At 62.7% G+C, this 17,958-nt stretch carries 18 protein-coding genes; 3 read left to right on the forward strand and 15 right to left on the reverse strand.

From position 1 onward, the window contains the following. Positions 1 to 151: 151 nt before the first annotated feature. The 3 genes from plsX to OU419_RS19435 are packed head-to-tail and all read right to left on the reverse strand — an operon-like array spanning position 152 to position 1,889. On the reverse strand, positions 152 to 1,159 hold the full coding sequence (gene plsX / locus OU419_RS19425) for a phosphate acyltransferase PlsX (RefSeq protein WP_302329055.1): 1,008 nt from the start codon (positions 1,157 to 1,159) through the stop codon (positions 152 to 154). A 3-nt stretch (positions 1,160 to 1,162) separates the two neighbouring features. Then, positions 1,163 to 1,345, reverse strand: coding sequence for a 50S ribosomal protein L32 (rpmF, locus tag OU419_RS19430; protein WP_184586892.1), 183 nt, complete (start codon positions 1,343 to 1,345; stop codon positions 1,163 to 1,165). A 13-nt stretch (positions 1,346 to 1,358) separates the two neighbouring features. Further along, on the reverse strand, positions 1,359 to 1,889 hold the full coding sequence (locus OU419_RS19435; RefSeq protein WP_254475088.1) for a YceD family protein: 531 nt from the start codon (positions 1,887 to 1,889) through the stop codon (positions 1,359 to 1,361). Positions 1,890 to 2,001: 112 nt separating this feature from the next. Here OU419_RS19435 and OU419_RS19440 point away from each other — a divergent pair, with 112 nt between their 5' ends. Continuing rightward, complete coding sequence (locus OU419_RS19440; RefSeq protein WP_254475086.1) at positions 2,002 to 2,580, forward strand: Maf family protein; 579 nt, start codon at positions 2,002 to 2,004, stop codon at positions 2,578 to 2,580. Positions 2,581 to 2,636: 56 nt separating this feature from the next. Here the strand turns inward: OU419_RS19440 and sppA are convergent, their stop codons facing one another. Genes sppA through rluC form a run of 3 tightly spaced genes read right to left on the reverse strand, consistent with a single transcriptional unit; the run spans position 2,637 to position 5,254 of the window. Beyond that, positions 2,637 to 3,617 (reverse strand): signal peptide peptidase SppA, encoded by a 981-nt coding sequence (gene sppA / locus OU419_RS19445; RefSeq protein WP_254475084.1) that lies wholly within the window; start codon positions 3,615 to 3,617, stop codon positions 2,637 to 2,639. Beyond that, positions 3,607 to 4,305 carry an HAD-IIIA family hydrolase gene (locus OU419_RS19450; protein WP_254475082.1) on the reverse strand — a complete coding sequence of 233 codons (699 nt, stop codon included), beginning with the start codon at positions 4,303 to 4,305 and terminating at the stop codon, positions 3,607 to 3,609. The genes sppA and OU419_RS19450 overlap by 11 nt, the downstream gene beginning before the upstream one ends. Next, on the reverse strand, positions 4,298 to 5,254 hold the full coding sequence (rluC, locus tag OU419_RS19455) for a 23S rRNA pseudouridine(955/2504/2580) synthase RluC (RefSeq protein ID WP_254475080.1): 957 nt from the start codon (positions 5,252 to 5,254) through the stop codon (positions 4,298 to 4,300). The genes OU419_RS19450 and rluC overlap by 8 nt, the downstream gene beginning before the upstream one ends. Positions 5,255 to 5,833: 579 nt before the next feature. Here rluC and rne point away from each other — a divergent pair. After that, positions 5,834 to 8,932, forward strand: a complete 3,099-nt coding sequence (gene rne, locus OU419_RS19460; RefSeq protein ID WP_254475078.1) for a ribonuclease E — start codon at positions 5,834 to 5,836, stop codon at positions 8,930 to 8,932. 162 nt (positions 8,933 to 9,094) lie between these two features. Here the strand turns inward: rne and murB are convergent, their stop codons facing one another. The 8 genes from murB to OU419_RS19500 all read right to left on the reverse strand — a co-directional run bounded on the left by murB (position 9,095) and on the right by OU419_RS19500 (position 15,940). Then, entirely contained in the window at positions 9,095 to 10,114 is a 1,020-nt protein-coding gene (gene murB, locus OU419_RS19465) for a UDP-N-acetylmuramate dehydrogenase (RefSeq protein WP_254475076.1), read from the reverse strand. Continuing rightward, on the reverse strand, positions 10,111 to 10,575 hold the full coding sequence (locus tag OU419_RS19470; RefSeq protein ID WP_254475074.1) for a low molecular weight protein-tyrosine-phosphatase: 465 nt from the start codon (positions 10,573 to 10,575) through the stop codon (positions 10,111 to 10,113). The genes murB and OU419_RS19470 overlap by 4 nt, the downstream gene beginning before the upstream one ends. Next, positions 10,575 to 11,342, reverse strand: a complete 768-nt coding sequence (gene kdsB, locus OU419_RS19475; protein WP_254475072.1) for a 3-deoxy-manno-octulosonate cytidylyltransferase — start codon at positions 11,340 to 11,342, stop codon at positions 10,575 to 10,577. The genes OU419_RS19470 and kdsB overlap by 1 nt, the downstream gene beginning before the upstream one ends. A gap of 4 nt (positions 11,343 to 11,346) precedes the next feature. Further along, positions 11,347 to 11,532, reverse strand: coding sequence for a Trm112 family protein (locus OU419_RS19480; RefSeq protein ID WP_009621404.1), 186 nt, complete (start codon positions 11,530 to 11,532; stop codon positions 11,347 to 11,349). Positions 11,533 to 11,583: 51 nt separating this feature from the next. After that, complete coding sequence (gene lpxK, locus OU419_RS19485) at positions 11,584 to 12,582, reverse strand: tetraacyldisaccharide 4'-kinase (RefSeq protein ID WP_254475070.1); 999 nt, start codon at positions 12,580 to 12,582, stop codon at positions 11,584 to 11,586. Then, a complete protein-coding gene (locus OU419_RS19490; RefSeq protein WP_254475068.1) occupies positions 12,582 to 13,025 on the reverse strand; it encodes an ExbD/TolR family protein in 444 nt (147 codons plus the stop codon). The genes lpxK and OU419_RS19490 overlap by 1 nt, the downstream gene beginning before the upstream one ends. Then, complete coding sequence (locus OU419_RS19495) at positions 13,022 to 13,657, reverse strand: MotA/TolQ/ExbB proton channel family protein (protein WP_254475066.1); 636 nt, start codon at positions 13,655 to 13,657, stop codon at positions 13,022 to 13,024. The genes OU419_RS19490 and OU419_RS19495 overlap by 4 nt, the downstream gene beginning before the upstream one ends. A 72-nt stretch (positions 13,658 to 13,729) precedes the next feature. Continuing rightward, positions 13,730 to 15,940, reverse strand: a complete 2,211-nt coding sequence (locus OU419_RS19500) for a DNA internalization-related competence protein ComEC/Rec2 (RefSeq protein WP_254475064.1) — start codon at positions 15,938 to 15,940, stop codon at positions 13,730 to 13,732. Positions 15,941 to 16,090: 150 nt separating this feature from the next. Here OU419_RS19500 and OU419_RS19505 point away from each other — a divergent pair, with 150 nt between their 5' ends. Beyond that, a complete protein-coding gene (locus OU419_RS19505) occupies positions 16,091 to 16,621 on the forward strand; it encodes a DUF2062 domain-containing protein (protein ID WP_254475062.1) in 531 nt (176 codons plus the stop codon). A 78-nt stretch (positions 16,622 to 16,699) separates the two neighbouring features. Here the strand turns inward: OU419_RS19505 and OU419_RS19510 are convergent, their stop codons facing one another. Beyond that, the gene (locus OU419_RS19510; RefSeq protein WP_254475060.1) at positions 16,700 to 17,947 is read right to left on the reverse strand and encodes a lipoprotein-releasing ABC transporter permease subunit; all 1,248 of its coding nucleotides are present in this window, start codon (positions 17,945 to 17,947) and stop codon (positions 16,700 to 16,702) included. Between the last annotated feature and the right edge of the window lie 11 nt (positions 17,948 to 17,958).

The following is a 17,958-nucleotide window of genomic DNA, read 5'->3' on the forward strand; positions in this document are numbered from 1 at the left end:
GGCGCATTGAACTGACAGTTGGATGACGGCCCAACAGCCGCGGTCACATCAGGATCCGGCGGCGTTTCACATCAAGACACATTGAATGCTGTCTATCCAATACGTCTTCTTCGCGCATTGCTACGCGCAATGCGCAACATCGACGCCCCTATCAGAGCAGATATTCCAGCCGGCCATGCAGCCGCTGGGGCAGATTTTCGCGAACCTCAAGCAGCGCCCGGCGCAATGCGCTCTGGATTCCATCCTCCTTCGCACTGCCGTGACTCTTCACTACGATCCCCTGCAAACCCAGGAAACTCGCACCATTGTGCTGCGAAGGCGTAAGGTCGGCACGCAAGCGGCGAAGGAATGGCATCGCCATCAACCCCACCGCCCGTGCCGGCAAGCTGGACGAGAAAAGCTCCTCCAGACGGGACGCCACCATAGCCGCCAGACCCTCGCTGGACTTGAGCAGGATATTGCCGACAAAACCGTCGCACACAACAACATCCGCCAATCCGCGATAGAGGCCGTCGCCCTCTATGTAACCGATGTAGTTCACGCCACGCGCCTGCTGAAGAAGACTCGCCGCCAACTTGACCTGCTGGTTACCCTTGACATCTTCGGTTCCGACATTCAACAGGGCAACTCGCGGCCGCTCCTTGCCGAGCGCCTCCGCAGCGACGGCCCCCATGATGGCGAACTGATAAAGGTGTTCGGCACTGCAATCAACATTCGCCCCCAGATCGAGCAGATGGCAATGGCCAGCCTGGGTAGGCACGGCCGTAACCATCGCAGGGCGATCGATCCCCGGCAATGTCTTCAATAGATAACGGGAAAGCGCCATCAGCGCACCAGTGTTACCAGCACTGACGCAGGCATCAGCCTTGCCATCCCGAACCAGTTCGAGGGCTACGCGCATGGACGAATCGGGTTTGCCACGCAGCGCCTGTGAAGGTCGCTCATCCATCGTGATGAGTTCGCTGGCATGGTGAACATGTACGCGCTGACGCTCGACTGGAGACAGTTCGCGCAGGTGTTCTTCGATCAGAGGAGCTTGGCCGACAAGGACCAGCTGAAGAGAGGAGTACTCGGCCAGAAAAGAAATACAGGCCGGAACAATGCAGTGGGGACCGTAGTCCCCACCCATTGCATCAATCGCGATGATTGGCGCGGACAAGGATTACTCGTCGGAGCCCTTGTCTACGACCTTACGGCCGCGATAGAAACCGTCCGGGGAGACGTGGTGACGCAGGTGAACTTCACCGGTGCTCTTTTCCACGGACAGAGCGCTTGCGTCCAGAGCATCGTGGGAACGACGCATGTCACGAGCGGAACGGGATTTTTTGTTCTGCTGAACAGCCATGATTGATTAACTCCTAAACGTTTGGGTCACGCTTCAACTGCGCCAGTACACTGAAGGGGTTTGGCCGCTCTTCAACGTTCTCGCTCGGTTCGGGCGCTGTTGCGTATCCCACCGGCTGCTGGCAATCCTCAGGGTCATGGACCGGCACGATGGGCAAGGCGAGCAGCAACTCGTCCTCGACCAGCGAGGTCAGGTCGATGGGGTCATCCCCCACCTCCAGCGCATCGTAGCCACTGGGCAGGTCCTCGATCGACTTGCCTTCCGGGATGATGACGTAATCATACTCACCACCCACATGGAAGTTGGCCGGCTCCAGGCAGCGCTGGCATACCATGCTCACCTCGGCGTCGAGTTCGACGTGCATGACCGCCAGCTTCTGCTCGTCACGGAAGAAAGAAAACTTCGCGTGCACGCCGCCATCACTGCTGGTCAGTTGCTCGTTGAGACGGGGCATCCTGGCGATCGGCAGCTCACCCTCGAGGGTGGCGGCGCGCTCTACAAGTTTGCGCGGATCAACGTGAGGTGGTATCGGTCCATTCAACATAAGCGCGCCATTATAGGGATGCACCCGAAGCTGTCAAAGGAAATTAGCCATAAACCGCTGTATGGACAGCCCTTTTCGCTAGAATCGCGGCGACCTTCCGAAGGAGTTCGCCATGCTGCCACTGATCCTTGCATCCAGCTCACCCTACCGCCGAGAATTATTGCAGCGCCTGCGCCTGCCATTCGAATGCGCCAGCCCTGACATCGACGAAAGCCCGCTCGACGGCGAGAGCGCCCAGCAACTGGTTTGCCGTCTGGCAGAAAGCAAAGCTCGCGCACTTAGCCGGCGCTACCCCAACCACCTGATCATCGGCTCCGATCAAGCCGCAGTGAACGGAAGCCTGATTCTCGGAAAACCACACACCATAGAACGCGCCACCGAGCAACTTAAAGCCGCCAGCGGCAGCAGCGTCAGCTTCCTCACTGGACTCTGCGTCCTGAACAGCCGCAGCGGACACTGCCAGGTCGATCATGTGCCGTTCACCGTACATTTTCGCCCCCTGGACGACGCTCGCATCCGCCGCTACCTGGAAGCAGAACAACCCTTCGACTGCGCAGGCAGTTTCAAGGCCGAAGGCCTGGGCGTCAGCCTGTTCCGCTCCACCGAAGGCGAGGACGCCACCAGCCTGGTAGGCCTCCCACTGATACGCCTGGTCGACATGCTGCTCGCCGAGCAGATACTGATCCCCTGAAAAGAAAAGCCCGACAGCGTTTGCCGGGCTTTCTTGATATATAAAGGAGGGAGAGCTCAGCGCAGTGCCGGCCCCTGCCAGCCCATCCAAAGCGCCAGGCGCTCGGCAACACTAGCCCCCAGCTTTTTGGCGAAGCGATCGAACGGAGTCTCCTGGACGGTGTAATCCACCAACTCCTTCTCCTTGATCACCTCACGAGCCACATAGCTGGAGCTACCCAGCCCATCGATCAACCCAAGCTGCAGAGCCTGCTCGCCAGACCAGATCAAGCCGGAGAACAATTCCGGGTGATCCTTGTCCTTCAGGCGATCACCACGCCCCTTCTTCACGCTATCGATGAACTGCTTGTGAGTCGTATCCAAGACGTTCTGCCAGAAGGCGGTCTCATCCGCCTTCTGCGGCTGGAAGGGATCGAGAAAAGCCTTGTGCTCCCCCGAGGTATAGACACGGCGATCCACACCCAGCTTCTCCATCGTACCGACGAACCCGAAGGTCGCAGCAGTGACACCAATGGAGCCGACCAGACTGGCCTTGTCCGCGTAGATCTGATCGGCAGCGCTGGCGATATAGTAAGCCCCCGAAGCCCCCAGATCGCTAATTACGGCATAAACCTTGATATCCGGATGCTCAGCACGCAGACGCTTGATTTCATCGTAGATATAGCCGGATTGTACAGGACTGCCACCAGGGCTATTGATTCGCAGCACGATACCCTTGGTTCCCGCATCCTCGAACGCCTTGCGCAAAGCGCCGACCACATTATCGGCACTCGCCGGCTCATCATCGGCAATCATGCCTTTGACCTCGATGAGCGCGGTATGGCTGGCACTACGAGACGCCGACTTGGACAAACCGCTCAGCGGGCTGAAAAGCGCCAGCGCCACGAACAGGTAAAGGAATGTCAACAGCTTGAAGAAAATCCCCCAGCGCCGCGCACGACGCTGCTCCTGAACTCCAGCCAGCACGGCCTTTTCCAGCAACTTCCAGCTCTTGTCGTCACCCACCCTGGATTCCTCAGCCTTCCATTCATCCGACATCGTTACCTACCTCGAGCAAGGACCCGGAAGCACGACCGGCAGCCAGCCAGGCGCGCAACTCATTGAAATGTTCGACCTCCAGAGCCGGAGCATAATCTCGCAACACATCCAGAGACTGCGCACCATAACCCACCGCCACCGAATCCATGCCGGCGCGACGAGCCATTTCCAGATCGAATGGCGAATCCCCAACCATCAGCGCGTTTCGCGCATCGACCCGACAGTGCCCGAGTATCTCGTGCAACATTCGAGGATCCGGCTTGCTAGCCGACTCATCAGCAGCACGAGTGATATCGAAGAAGTCCGTCCATCCCTGCCCGGCCAGCACGCGGTCAAGCCCTCGGCGGTTCTTGCCGGTAGCGACCGCCAGCCGATAGCCAGCATCACGGAACTCAGCCATCGCCTCGGCAACACCAGGGAATAGCGGCGAGGGGCGCACCTCCAGACTCAGATAATGCTCCCCGTAATCTCGCCGGAAGCGATCCAGCGGATCTCCTTCCTCCACTTCGGGATAGAGGGTCTGGATTGCCTCAGGCAAGCCAAGCCCGATTATGCCCTTGATGGCCGCATCGCTGCGCTCAGGAAGACCGGAGTTGGCCGCGGCGACACGCATCGCCTCGACGATGCGGCCAATGGAATCCACCAGCGTGCCGTCCCAATCGAAGATCAGCAGGGAGTACTCACGCATCCAGACGCTCCAGGGTGCGCAGCCAGACTTCATCGACCTGCGCATCCAACTCCAGCACCGAGCCATCGGGCATCGGCACGCGCAGGTGCGCCGAATGCAGGAACAGGCGCTTGCCGCCCAGCTCGCGAATCTCGCGAGAGAACTCCTCGTCGCCGTACTTCGGATCACCGGCAATGGAGTGACCGGCATGCTTGGCATGCACTCGAATCTGATGGGTGCGACCAGTAATCGGCCGAGCCTCTACCAGCGTGGCGAAATCACCGAAACGGCGCAGCACCTTGAACTCGGTCAGCGCCTCCTTGCCTTCGGGATTTACTTCCACCATACGCTCGCCAGAGCGCAGGTTGTTCTTCAGCAACGGAACGGCAACCTGCTTCTTCGCCGCAGGCCAATTGCCGCGCACCAACGCATGGTAGCGCTTGTCCACCACCCGCTCACTACGCAGGGCATCGTGCAGGTGTCGCAGCATGCTGCGCTTCTTGGCGATCATCAGCAGACCAGAAGTGTCGCGATCCAGACGATGCACCAGCTCCAGATCCTTGCATTCCGGGCGCAGCTGCCGGAATGCCTCGATGACACCGTAGTTCAGACCACTTCCACCATGCACGGCAATACCGGCGGGCTTGTTCACCACGATCAGCGCCTTGTCCTCGAAGACAATCGCCGCCTCAAGGCGCTCCAGCAACCCCTGAGCCAGCGGCACCGGCTCGTCGCGCTCAGCCAGGCGCAGCGGCGGCACACGCACCACGTCACCGGCCTGCAGCTTGTACTCGGGTTTGATGCGGCCTTTATTCACCCGCACCTCACCTTTGCGAAGAATGCGGTAAATCAGGGTTTTGGGCGCCCCCTTGAGCTGGGTGCGGAGGAAGTTGTCGATACGTTGGCCGGCATACTCCGGCGCGACCTCAAGCAGTTGAACGCCGGAAGTCGGAGGGGTGGGATTCGTCATCCCAATATAATAACAATTTTTCATTCAATTGAAGCACTTAATCATTGCTGCTATATTCGGGAGGCCGCCAAAAGTGGCCAGGTCCGCGGATGATCGCGTAATCGCCGTCCCCAACCGCCTGCAAACACATTGAACGGACACGAGGCAGTCCCCTGAAGCGTTGCAACGGCATGAGCGATTCTCCCGCCGACAGCGCCTCGAAACCCAGGCCTTGAGACATGACCACGGCCACCAAGGTAGTCGTGATAAAAGCCAACCCCGCTTCCGGATTCAGCGAGCGGCACCCGGCTCTTAGGGAAATGTGCAGGGCGGAGATGCACAACTGTCAGATTGCGTTGCTTTCATGCCTTGAACGTAGACGCACTTCATCGTCCGCATCTGACAGTCGATTCCTCCTCCTGATGAGTGCTTGTTCTTAACTCGACAAGCAGGAAACGTAGTCGCGGCACGGCAGATTTCGCCGTTTGTCGCTGGACACGGGGATGGTCCGCCATCTCTGAGTACGTGCCTGAGCACCGACCGTGAGAGTCGTGTGTGCCGATTGCCGTTTCCGGCGGCCCCGGAAACCATTGGTACTACATGAAAAGAATGCTGATCAACGCAACTCAACCCGAGGAGTTGCGTGTAGCGCTGGTAGACGGCCAACGCCTGTTCGACCTGGACATCGAGTCCGGCGCGCGCGAGCAGAAGAAGGCCAATATCTACAAGGGCCGCATCACCCGCATCGAACCCAGCCTCGAAGCCGCGTTCGTCGACTTCGGCGCCGAACGCCACGGCTTCCTCCCCCTCAAAGAAATCTCCCGCGAATACTTCAAGAAGAACCCCGAAGGCCGCATCAATATCAAGGATGTGCTCAGCGAGGGACAGGAAGTCATCGTCCAGGTCGAGAAAGAGGAGCGTGGCAATAAGGGCGCGGCCCTGACCACCTTCATCAGCCTCGCCGGCCGTTACCTGGTGCTGATGCCGAACAATCCTCGTGCCGGCGGCATTTCCCGCCGCATCGAGGGCGAGGAGCGTAACGAACTGCGTGAGGCCCTCAACGGCCTGAACGTTCCCGGCGACATGGGCCTTATCGTCCGCACCGCCGGCCTGGGCCGCAGCTCCGAAGAGCTGCAATGGGACCTGGACTACCTGCTGCAGTTGTGGGGCGCCATCAAGGAAGCCTCCGGCGAGCGTAGCGGTCCGTTCCTGATCTACCAGGAAAGCAACGTCATCATCCGCGCCATCCGCGACTACCTGCGCCAGGACATCGGCGAAGTACTGATCGACAGCCTCGACGCCCAGGAAGAAGCCCTTAACTTCATCCGTCAGGTCATGCCGCAATACGCGAGCAAGGTGAAGCTCTATCAGGACAGCGTGCCGCTGTTCAATCGCTTCCAGATCGAGAGCCAGATCGAGACCGCCTTCCAGCGCGAAGTGAAGCTGCCGTCCGGCGGCTCCATCGTGATCGACCCGACCGAAGCCCTGGTTTCCATCGACATCAACTCGGCCCGCGCCACCAAAGGCGGCGACATCGAGGAAACCGCGCTGCAGACCAACCTGGAGGCGGCCGAGGAAATCGCCCGCCAACTGCGCCTGCGTGACATCGGCGGCCTGATCGTCATCGATTTCATCGACATGACCCCGGCGAAGAACCAACGCGCCGTGGAAGAGCGCGTTCGCGAAGCCCTCGAGGCTGACCGCGCCCGCGTCCAGGTCGGCCGCATCTCTCGCTTCGGCCTGCTGGAAATGTCCCGCCAGCGCCTGCGTCCGTCCCTCGGCGAGACCAGCGGCATTGTCTGCCCGCGCTGCAACGGCCAAGGCATCATCCGCGACGTCGAATCCCTGTCGCTGGCAATCCTGCGCCTGATCGAAGAAGAAGCCCTGAAGGATCGCACCGCCGAAGTTCGCGCCCGCGTACCTTTCCAGGTGGCAGCCTTCCTGCTCAACGAGAAGCGCAACGCCATCACCAAGATCGAGCTGCGCACCCGCGCGCGCATCTTCATCCTGCCGGACGACCATCTGGAAACTCCGCACTTCGAAGTACAGCGCCTGCGTGACGACAGCCCCGAGCTGCTGGCTGGCCAGTCCAGCTACGAGATGGCCCACATCGAGCACGAGGAAGTCCAGCCGATCAGCTCCACCCGAACCCTGGTTCGCCAGGAAGCGGCAGTGAAGACCGTTTCTCCGCAAGCCCCCGCTCCCCAGCAGACCGCTCCGGCGCCTGTCGAGCCGCCCAAGCCGATGCCGGAACCGAGCCTGTTCCAGGGCTTGGTGAAGTCGCTGGTCAGCTTGTTCGCTGGTAGCAAGCCGGAGCAGCCGCAAGCCGCCGCCGAGAAGCCCGCCACCGAGCGTAGCGAAGGCCAGGGCGAGCGTCGCAACGGCCGCCAGCAGAACCGTCGTCGCGACGGTGGTCGCCGCGATGACGAGCGCAAGGAGCGTGGCGAACGTCGCCGTGACGAGCGTGGCGAACGTACTGAGCGTCCCGCCCGCGAAGAGCGCCAGCCGCGTGAAGATCGTGCAGAACGTCAACCGCGTGAAGAACGTCAGCCCCGCGAGGAGCGTGCAGAGCGTCAACCGCGCGAAGAACGCCAGCCGCGTGAAGAGCGCGCCGAGCGTCAGCCCCGCGAGGAGCGCCAGCCGCGTGAAGAACGTGCCGAGCGTCAACCGCGTGAAGAACGCCAGCCGCGTGAAGAGCGTGGCGAGCGCCCTGCCCGCGAAGAGCGCCAGCCGCGTGAGGAGCGCCGCGAGCGCGCCGAACGTCAGCCGCGTGAAGAGCGCCAGCCGCGCGAGGACCGTCAGGCCCGCGATGCTGCCGCCTTGGAAGCCGAAGAACTGCCGAACGAGGAACTGCTGGACCAGCAGGACGAGCAGGAAGGCGCCGATGGCGAGCGTCCGCGCCGCCGTTCCCGTGGCCAGCGCCGCCGCAGCAACCGTCGTGAACGTCAGCGTGAGGCTGGTGTAGATGGCGTAGCTGGCGAAGAAGGCAGCGAGACCGAGCAGAGCACCGAGGGTACGGCCGCCGCCGTAGCAGTCGTTGCCGCAACCGCCGCCGTTGCTGCTGAAGCTACCGTCGAGCAGCAGCCTGCTGTCGAAGCTGCGGTTGAAGCCCAGCCGCTGGAGTCGGGCGTCGTCGAAGCCGTTCGCACCGAGAGCGCCCTGGAACAGACCATCGAGTTCCTGGCCAAGCCCGAGACTGTAGAGCCGGTAGCGCAGGTCGAGGCCAGCGAAACCGTGGTTGAAGCAGTTTCCGCTGCCGCTGAAGAACCTGCCCCGGCCGCCGAAACCGTGCTCGAAACCGTCGTCGCTCAGCCGGTCGAAGAGCCCAAGGTAGAAGCCCCTGCAGAAGTCGAAGCACCAGCCGCTGCTGCCGAAGAGGCAGCAGCACCTGCCATCCCGGCCAACGCTACTGGCCGCGCCTCCAACGACCCGCGTGAACGTCGTCGCCAGGAGCGTCTGGCCCGTGAAGCAGCTGCCGCAGCCGCAGCCGCTCCGCAGGTAGAGCAAGCTCCGGTCGCCGAAGTCGCGGTCGAAAAAGCCGCTGAGGCCGAAGTTGTGGTCGAGCCGGCTGCGGAAGCCGCCGCAACTGAAGTGGTGAACGAAGCCGAAGTTGCAGAGCAAGCCAAGCAACCGGCTGACGATCTGGCTGAGAAGACCGAGGAAACGGAAGGTACTGTGGTGGAAAAACACCACAACTGATAGCTTCCTGACTTGAAGAAGGGGATGCCTCTGCATCCCCTTTTTTATTGCCTGCGGAAAGTCGCCCCACCAACCTCAACGCAGACTGCTCGCACGCATAGCGAAACGAGAGGCACAAAAAAGGGATGCCAAAGCATCCCTTTTCTGTCGATCCAGCAAGTGTCAGTAGAGATTCGGCTCCATCTCCAGATCGACACCAAAGCGCTGCCGAATATCCTCGCGGATACGTCCTGCCAACGCGTACAACTGAGCGCCTGTAGCACCACCGTAGTTCACCAGCACCAAAGCCTGCTGCGCGTGCACACCCACCGCACCGTCACGGAAGCCCTTCCAACCCGCCCGGTCGATCAGCCAGCCCGCGGCCAGCTTTACCTGGCCGTCGCCCTGCGGATAGGCCACCAGATCGCTGAAGCGCGCGCGCAGCGCATCCGCCTCCCCAGCGGTAACGACGGGATTCTTGAAGAAGCTGCCGGCATTTCCGAGAATCGCGGGATCAGGCAGCTTCTCACGACGAATCGCACGGATCACACGAGAGACGTCTGCTGGAGTTGGAGTATCGCCCCCCTCCTCCGCCAGCCGTTGGCGCACCGGACCGTAATCCAGGCGCAACTGCGGCGCGCGACTCAAGCTGAAACGCACTCGCAGGATCAGCCAGCGCTCCGGCTCACGCTTGAAACGGCTTTCACGATAGGCGAAAGCGCACTCACCCAGGTCGAACTCGCGCAGTTCGCCGCTCTGCCGGTCAAGCGCGGTGAGGCTGACGAACACATCCTTGATTTCGACGCCGTAGGCGCCAATGTTCTGCATGGGCGCAGCACCCACTGTACCGGGAATCAGACTCAGGTTTTCCAGCCCCCCCAACCCCTGCTCGAGCGTCCAGCGCACGAAGTCGTCCCAGACCTCGCCAGCCTCCGCCTCGACCACCACGCGCACACCGTCGTCGCTCAGGATTCGGGCTCCGCGGGAGGCCATGCGCAGCACCAGCGCCTCGACATCACGAGTAAGCAACAGATTGCTGCCACCACCGATCACCATCAACGGCAAGCCCTTGCCGGCAGCGGTGGCGAGCCCCTCGCGCACCTCGGCATCGTCGTGAGCCTGGGCGAACCAGCGCGCAGATACTTCCACACCGAAGGTGTTGTAGGGCTTGAGGGACAGATTTTCTTGCAATTGCAGCGTCACAAGCGCCCCTTCACTTCCACCAGCAGCCTTTCGCAGGCCTGCTCGACCAGGTCCAGCACATGCTCGAAGCCATCTTCGCCACCACTGTACGGATCGGGAACCTCGTCGACCTCCAGTTCGTAGCGGCGCAGGAAAAGGTCCAGCTCCGCCGTGCCACTCCCCGCCCGCAAATGCTTCAGATCACGCAAATTGGCGTGATCCATCGCGAGGATCAGATCATAGCGGGAAAAATCCGTCACGCTCACCTGTCGAGCCCTCAAGCTCGACAGGTCATATCCCCGGCGCAACGCGGCAGCGCGGGAGCGCGCGTCCGGCGCCTTGCCAACATGCCAGTCGCCAGTGCCGGCGGAATCGATCTCGACATGCTCATCCAATCCCGCTTCGCGAACCTTATGGCGGAAGATCCCTTCCGCCGTCGGCGAACGGCAGATATTGCCGAGACATACGAACAGAACCCGCATCAGGCCCCCAGGATGCGCCGAACGCGCTCCAGATCCTCCGGCGTATCGACACCAGCCTGCGGTGCCTCCAGAGCATCCGCGACGTGAATGCGCACGCCGTGCCAGAGCGCGCGCAACTGTTCCAGGCACTCGGTGTCTTCCAGCCAGCATGGCCCCCACGCCACGAAATCGCGGAGGAAGCGCGCGCGGTAGGCATAGATGCCGATGTGGCGACGGTAAGGCACATTGGCCGGCAGGCTTTCGCGGTCGACTGCGAAGGCATCGCGCGCCCAGGGCAACGTGGCGCGGCTGAACGTCAGCGCCAAGCCATTCTTGTCGCTGACCACCTTGACGATGTTCGGGTTGAACAGCGCCGCCGGATCGTGGATCTCTTCGCATAGCGTGGCGATACCCGCTTCCGGATGAGCCGCGAGGTTGGCCGCCACCTGATCGATGATCGATGGCGGCACCAGCGGCTCGTCGCCCTGCACGTTGACCACGATGGCGTCGTCGGCGAGTCCCAGTGCGTCCGCGACCTCCGCCAGACGGTCGGTGCCAGAGTTGTGATCGGCGCGAGTCAGCACCGCCTGGGCACCGAAGCCCTGGCAGGCATCGAGGATACGCGCATCGTCGGTAGCAACCACCACCTGGGTGGCGGAACTCTTGCACGCCTGTGCCCAGACATGCTGGATCATGGGCTTGCCGGCAATGACCTGCAGCGGCTTGCCGGGCAGGCGGGTGGATGCGTAGCGGGCGGGAATGACGACGGTATAGGCGGCCTGGCTCATGGGATTACTTATCCAGACGCTCGTCGACGTTCAGGGTACGTGCCTCGCCTTCGAGCATCACCGGGATGCCATCGCGCACCGGATAGGCCAGGCCGTCGGCCTTGCAGATCAGCTCGGACTTGTCGTCAGTGAGCTTGAGCGGGCCCTTGCACAGCGGACAGGCGAGGATATCGAGGAGTTTCGGGTCCATGATGCGTTCCTTGAACTTGAATAGAGTGCATACGTCGCGCAGGACGAAGGATCAGCGGGCGACCAAGCGCTCGAGCTGGGCGTCGAACCAGGCGACGAAGGCCGGCGAAGGCTGTGCCTCGACGGCGAGATACCACCAGTCTGGCGCAGCGAAGGCCCGGCATTTCACCGCGTCCTTCTCGGTCATGACCAGCGGCAGTTCGGGGCTGAACCGAAGCTGGTCGGCGGTGTAGGCCGCATGGTCGGGGAAGGGATGCGGAATCGGGCGCCAGTTTAGCGCCTCGAGCGTTGCGAAGAAACGCTGGGGGTTGCCGATCCCCGCCAGGGCGTGGAGCGCCTGACCGGCGGGAAAATGCTCGATGCCACGACGCTCGCCGCTGGCAAGGTTGACCAGGGCGGATGGCTGCAGGACAAAGGAGAATGCACCAGCCGGATCGGATGCCGCGCCGTTGTGCAGCACAGCATCGACATCGGCCAGGCGCTCGGCGGGCTCGCGCAACGGACCGGCTGGCAGGCAACGGCGATTACCCAGGCCACGTGCGGCGTCGATCAGCACCAGCTCCAGATCGCGGGCCAGACGGTAATGCTGCAGTCCATCATCGCAGAGGATCAGGTCCAGCGATTCTTCGGCAAGCAGCGTACGCACGGCGTTGGAACGGTCGGGGTCGATCATCAGAGGAACGCCACTGCGTCGGACGATCATCAACGGCTCGTCTCCCGCCTCCGCCGCGGACTGCTCGGCGCGGACGCGCCAGGGCGTCTGTGGTGGCTTGGCGCCATAGCCGCGGCTGACCACGCCGACCTCGAGGCCACGGGCGCGGCAATGTTCGATCAGCCAGAGAATCATCGGCGTCTTGCCGGTGCCGCCCACCGTGATATTGCCAACCACGATGACCGGGACCGGAGCACGGTAGGCAGGCTTGGCGCCGGAAAGAAAGGCCTTACGGCGGCCACGGGCAACGCGCCGGTACAGCAGCTCGAACGGACGCAACAGTACCAGGGCCGGATGCCCCTTGTACCAGGCCTCGAGCAGACGGTCGGAGAACGCCATCAGGGCTTGGCCGAATGGGCCTCGATGGTGGTGATGCGCAGGTGGGTGAAGCCCAGCTTGCCCGCCGCGTCCATCGCGGTGACCACGGATTGGTAGTTGACCTTGCCATCGGCGGTGATCACCACCGGAAGGCTATTGTCCCCACCGGACTCCCGCTGCATGGCCGCCATCAGGTTGTCCAGGTCGTCCCGCGCCAGGCTCTGGCCGTTCAGGGCATAGTGGCCCTCGACGCTGATGGCCAGCTCCAGTTGCTTGACTTCAGTGGCCTCGGGCGGCGTGCCGCTGACCGCCTCGGGCAATTCGACCTTGAGCTGCGACGGCTTGGTGAACGACGTGCTGACCACGAAGAACAGCAGCAGCACAAAGATCACGTCGATCAGCGACGCCAGGTTGATGAAGACGTCCTCGCGAGCCGCGCCGCCCGCTCTACGGCGGAACTTCACGCTTTGCCTTCCTCGACGAAGTCGACTTCGCGGTCGCCCTGGACCACTTCAACCAGCTTGATCGCCTCCTGCTCCATAGCGATCACCAGCTCGTCGACGCGACGCAGCAGATAGCGGTGGAAGAATACGGCGGGAATAGCGACGACCAGGCCAGATGCGGTGGTGATCAGAGCCTTGGAGATACCGCCAGCGAGCATCGGGGCATTGGCCATGCCATCGCCCATGAAGGCACTGAAAATCTGGATCATTCCGAACACCGTACCCAGCAGGCCGAGCAGCGGCGCCATCGCGGCGATGGTGCCCAGCGCGTTGAGGTAGCGTTCGAGCTCATGGATGACCCGGGAAGCGGCCTCTTCGATGCACTCCTTCATGATCTCGCGACCGTGCTTGGAGTTGGCCAGGCCGGCGGCCAGGATTTCACCCAGAGGGGACGATGCACGCAGGTCCTTGAGCGCCTGGCTGTTCATCTTCTTGTCCTTGATCTGCTTCCACACCTGGCCGAGCAGTTGCGGCGGAGCCACGCGGCTCTTGCGCAAAGTCCACAGACGTTCGGCGATGATCGCCATGGCAGCGACGGAGCTCAGCAAGATCGGCAGCATCATCCAGCCGCCAGCTTTGACCAGTTCCCACACAGTGGTGAATCCCCCTGAAAAAAGTGGCGCCACTCTAGCACAGGGTCCGATCCGCGCCGACCGCCACCGTTCTCATTTTTCCTGCCAGAAATGTGCGCTCTGCCGCACTCCCTGGAGCGGCTCACGTGCACCCAGCATTACCAGTAGCGCGCCCTCCTCCGCCGTATCGTGAATCTCGATGCCCTGTGCGCGAAAGCGCTGCACGACCGACGGATGCGGATGCCCATAGGGATTGCTGGCACCACGGGATATCAACGCCGCGGAGGGTTTCAACGCCCGCAGAAACGAGGCGCCCGAAGAACTCCGGCTGCCATGATGACCTGCCAGCAACCAATCGACATGAGCCTGAGGGTGCGCAGCCAACCATGCCGACTCCGCAACCAGCGGCAGATCGCCCGTCAGCAGCAACACCTCGCCATTCGCCTCGATCCTGAGCACGCAGGATCGTCCGTTGCTGTCCTGTGCCGCCAACCACGCCCAACTGGAAAGTCGTACCCCGTCGACTATCCACTCCCGAGCGCTGCAAGGCTTCGCAGCAAGCCCCGCGGGCAGGCGCTCCACCTCGCCGCCGACGGTCTCTCGCGGCCGCATGGCCATGCTGACCGCCAGCGCCCCGCCCGCATGATCGCTGTCGGCGTGGCTGAGCATCAGCATGTCGAGGCGCCGTACCCCCAGGCTGCGCATGACCGGCACCACCACGCGGGCGCCTGCGTCGAAGTCGCCACTGCGTGGTCCTGCGTCGTAGAGCCAGGCGCTCGAGTGCGTTCGAATCAGTACCGACAAGCCCTGCCCCACATCGAGCACGCGCACCTCGGCGAGCCCTGGCGCCGGCACCGACAATGGGGGAAAGAACATGGGCAACAACATGGCGACGCCCAGCGCCCGCCCCGGCACACCGGCAGGCGCCAGTATCAGCAGGACGCCGACCAGAGCCAGCAGCAAAGCCCAGGCCGGCGCCGCGGTCGGCTGCCAGGCTGGAGCGAGCGAAGCCATCCACTCCAGCGATCGGAACAGTACATCCAGCGCTGCACCAGCCAGCCACAGCAGCGACTCGCCGAGCCAGGGCACCCATAGCGTCAGACTGCCGATCAACGCCAGCGGAACCACCGCCAGTTCCACCCAGGGCACAGCGATAAGATTTGCCAGCATCCCACTGATGCTGAGCGGCAACCCCAGCGCCATCGACGCCGGCAGCAACCCGAGAGCCATGACCCACTGCGCCCGCAGCCACGTCAGCCAGGCCATCCACCGGCCCAGACGACCGGCAAAACCGAAGATGAGCAGTGCAACGGCCGAATATGACAGCCAGAACCCCGCCGACAGGACCACCAACGGCTCACTCGACAACACCAGCAGCAGCGCACCGAGCAATGGCGTCCACAAGCCCGCACGGCGATAGCACAAACGCCAGAGCAGCACCATCGAGACCATGACACAGGCGCGCCGCACCGGAACGTCGAAACCCGCCATCAGGCCATACGACCAGGCGACAGCCGCCGCCAGCAGACACGCACAGGGCAACCAGGGAATCCGGGACGGCCAGATTCCACGCCTGGCCATCCCCGCGACCAACAGGTACAGCAGACCGGCCAGCAGCGAGACGTGCGATCCGGAGATCACCATCAGATGCAGGGTCCCCGTATCCTGTAGCACCTGCCAATCCACGCTGCTCAGTCCGGACGCGTCGCCCAGAACGAGAGCCACCAGGGCACCGGATCTCCCGTCGGCATCGACCGACAGCAAGCGCTGTCGCCAGGCTTCTCGCCAGCCGGCCGGCCCGCTGGCCGCAGCCAGACGCTCGCCGGCCTTTACGCTGCCGGTCGCCCCGATGCGTTGCGCAGTCAGCCAGGCCTCGTAGTCAAACCCGGCCTCGTTGGCCATACCATGCGGCAGCTTGAGCTTGACCGCCAGCCGCCAGCGTTCGCCGCCCGTCACTGGAGGGCCCGCGAACCAAGACAAACGCATGCGCTGCGGCAGCTTCATGCGCGGGCTGGACACGTTGGCGAGAATGAAGCGCACCGACGGTCCGCTACGGTCCGGCAAGCCCTCAACCGTCCCCTCCAGCCAGAGGGTGCGCCCATCCAGCGCCCTGGGCAGCCGGTCATCCAACGCTCCCTGGGCCGAATGGCAGGCCCAGACGAACCCCAACAGGCACAGACTGACGAAACAGAAGCGACTCAATAGCAGCGGCAAGGCGAGAAACACCAGCACCAGCAGCAGCCAGATCGGCGGCAGCGTCGGCACCCACCGTAGCGCCAGCATCCCCAACGCCAGCGCGATCATCCCTGAACGAGGCAATCGACTCCTCCCTGAAGCCCCGCGCAACCATCAACGTACGAAGGGTGACGGTTACACATGGACATACTTGGCAACGAAAGACTGTCACCTAGCTAGGCATAATGGGACGTCGTCTGTCTGTCAGAGATTTCCCCCATGCCGCGCAGAATTTTCAAGCGCTACATGCCTGATCCGGAAACCATCCGGAACCACAAGGGCTTGCGCTTCCTGGGGCCACTGGTTCATTCGCCCAACCTCTGGCATCTCAACCGCCGCTCGGTGTCGCGGGCGATGGGCATGGGACTGTTCGCCGCTTTCATCCCCATCCCGCTGCAGATGCTGTTGGCCGCCTCTCTGGCCGTGTGGGTGCGGGCCAACCTGCCGATCTCCGTCGGCCTGGTCTGGCTGACCAACCCGATCACCATGCCACCGGTGTTCTATTGCACCTACAAGATGGGCGCCTGGGTCATGAACATCCCGGCGCGCGTACTCCCCGACCACCTGACCTGGGAGTGGATCAGCAGCGAGCTGTCACTGCTCTGGCAGCCGTTCCTGCTCGGCTCGGTGATCTGCGGAGTCGTGGTGGGAGCTATCGGCTTCGCCCTGACCGAAGGCTACTGGCGCTGGTGGATCGGCCGTAGCTGGCGCCGCCGCCAGGCACTGCGCAATGTGCAGCGCGAGCATTGAAGTACAGTTCCTGCAATGCCATGAATCCCAAACACAAAAAAGCCGCCCCAAGGGCGGCTTTTTTCATGGGCCGGGGAATCACTCGTAGCGCAGTGACTCCGCAGGCTGGGTCGAGGCCGCGCGCCAGGCCGGATACAGCGTGGCGAGGAAGCTCATTGACAGCGCCGCCACGCAGATCAGGACGATATCGGCGATCTGCGGATCGGACGGCAGGTAGTTGATGAAGTAGATATCCGAGTTGAACACGTGGGTACCGGCAATTCGCTCCAGCGTCGAAACGATCGCCGTTACGTTGTACGCCGCCAGCACACCGAGCACGCAGCCAATGACGGTGCCGATCAGGCCGATCACCGTGCCCTGGACCATGAAGATGGCCATGATCTGCTTCGGCGTGGCGCCCAGGGTACGGAGGATGGCGATGTCCGCGCGCTTGTCTGCAACCACCATAATCAGGGTCGCGATGATGTTGAAGGCGGCGACTGCGACGATCAGCAGCAGCAGCAGGCCGATCATGGTCTTTTCCATCTTCATCGCGCTGAACAGGCTGCCCTGGGTGTGGGTCCAGTCCACCGAACGGTAGCCTTCGCCCAGTTGCCTGGCGATACGCTCACCGATATCCGGTGCCTGGAACAGATCCTTAAGGGCAATGCGCACGCTTTGCACCTGCCCCGGCTGCCAACGCATCAGGCTCGCGGCGTCGTCAACGTGGATGAGCGCCAGGGTACTGTCCAACTCGGCGCCAACCTTGAACACGCCAACGACATTCAGGCGCTGCATCCGCGGTGTGATGCCTCCCGGAGCGGAACTGGGCTCCGGAACGATCAGCAGCAGACTGTCCCCGACACCGACATGGAAGCGCCGCGCGGTGATATCGCCGACGACCACGCCGAATTCGCCCGCCTTGAGCGCATCGAAGCGCCCCTGGATCATGTGCTGGCCGATGATCGATACCTGGGTTTCCAGCGCCGGATCGACACCGTCCACCTCGATCGGCTGCATCATGCCCTTGTAGGAAAGCATGCCGTCGATTTCGGTGTAAGGCACCGCGCCGACCACCTGCGGATTCTTCTTCGCCGTATCGGCCACCGTGCGCCAGTCATCCAGCGGGCCGCTGACAGGCTGCAGCACGGCGTGCGGCACCATGCCCAGGATGCGCGCACGCATTTCCTTCTGGAACCCGTTCATTACCGAGAGCACCACGATCATCGCCAGCACACCCAGGGCGAGGCCGATCATCGAAGTCAGGGAGATGAAGGAGATGTAGTGATTGCGTCTCTTGGCCCTGGTGTAGCGAGTGCCGATGAAGACAGAGAGGGGTCTGAACATTCGGGTATCCC

The sequence above is a fragment of the Pseudomonas triclosanedens genome (assembly GCF_026686735.1).
GTDB classification, from domain to species: domain Bacteria; phylum Pseudomonadota; class Gammaproteobacteria; order Pseudomonadales; family Pseudomonadaceae; genus Pseudomonas; species Pseudomonas triclosanedens.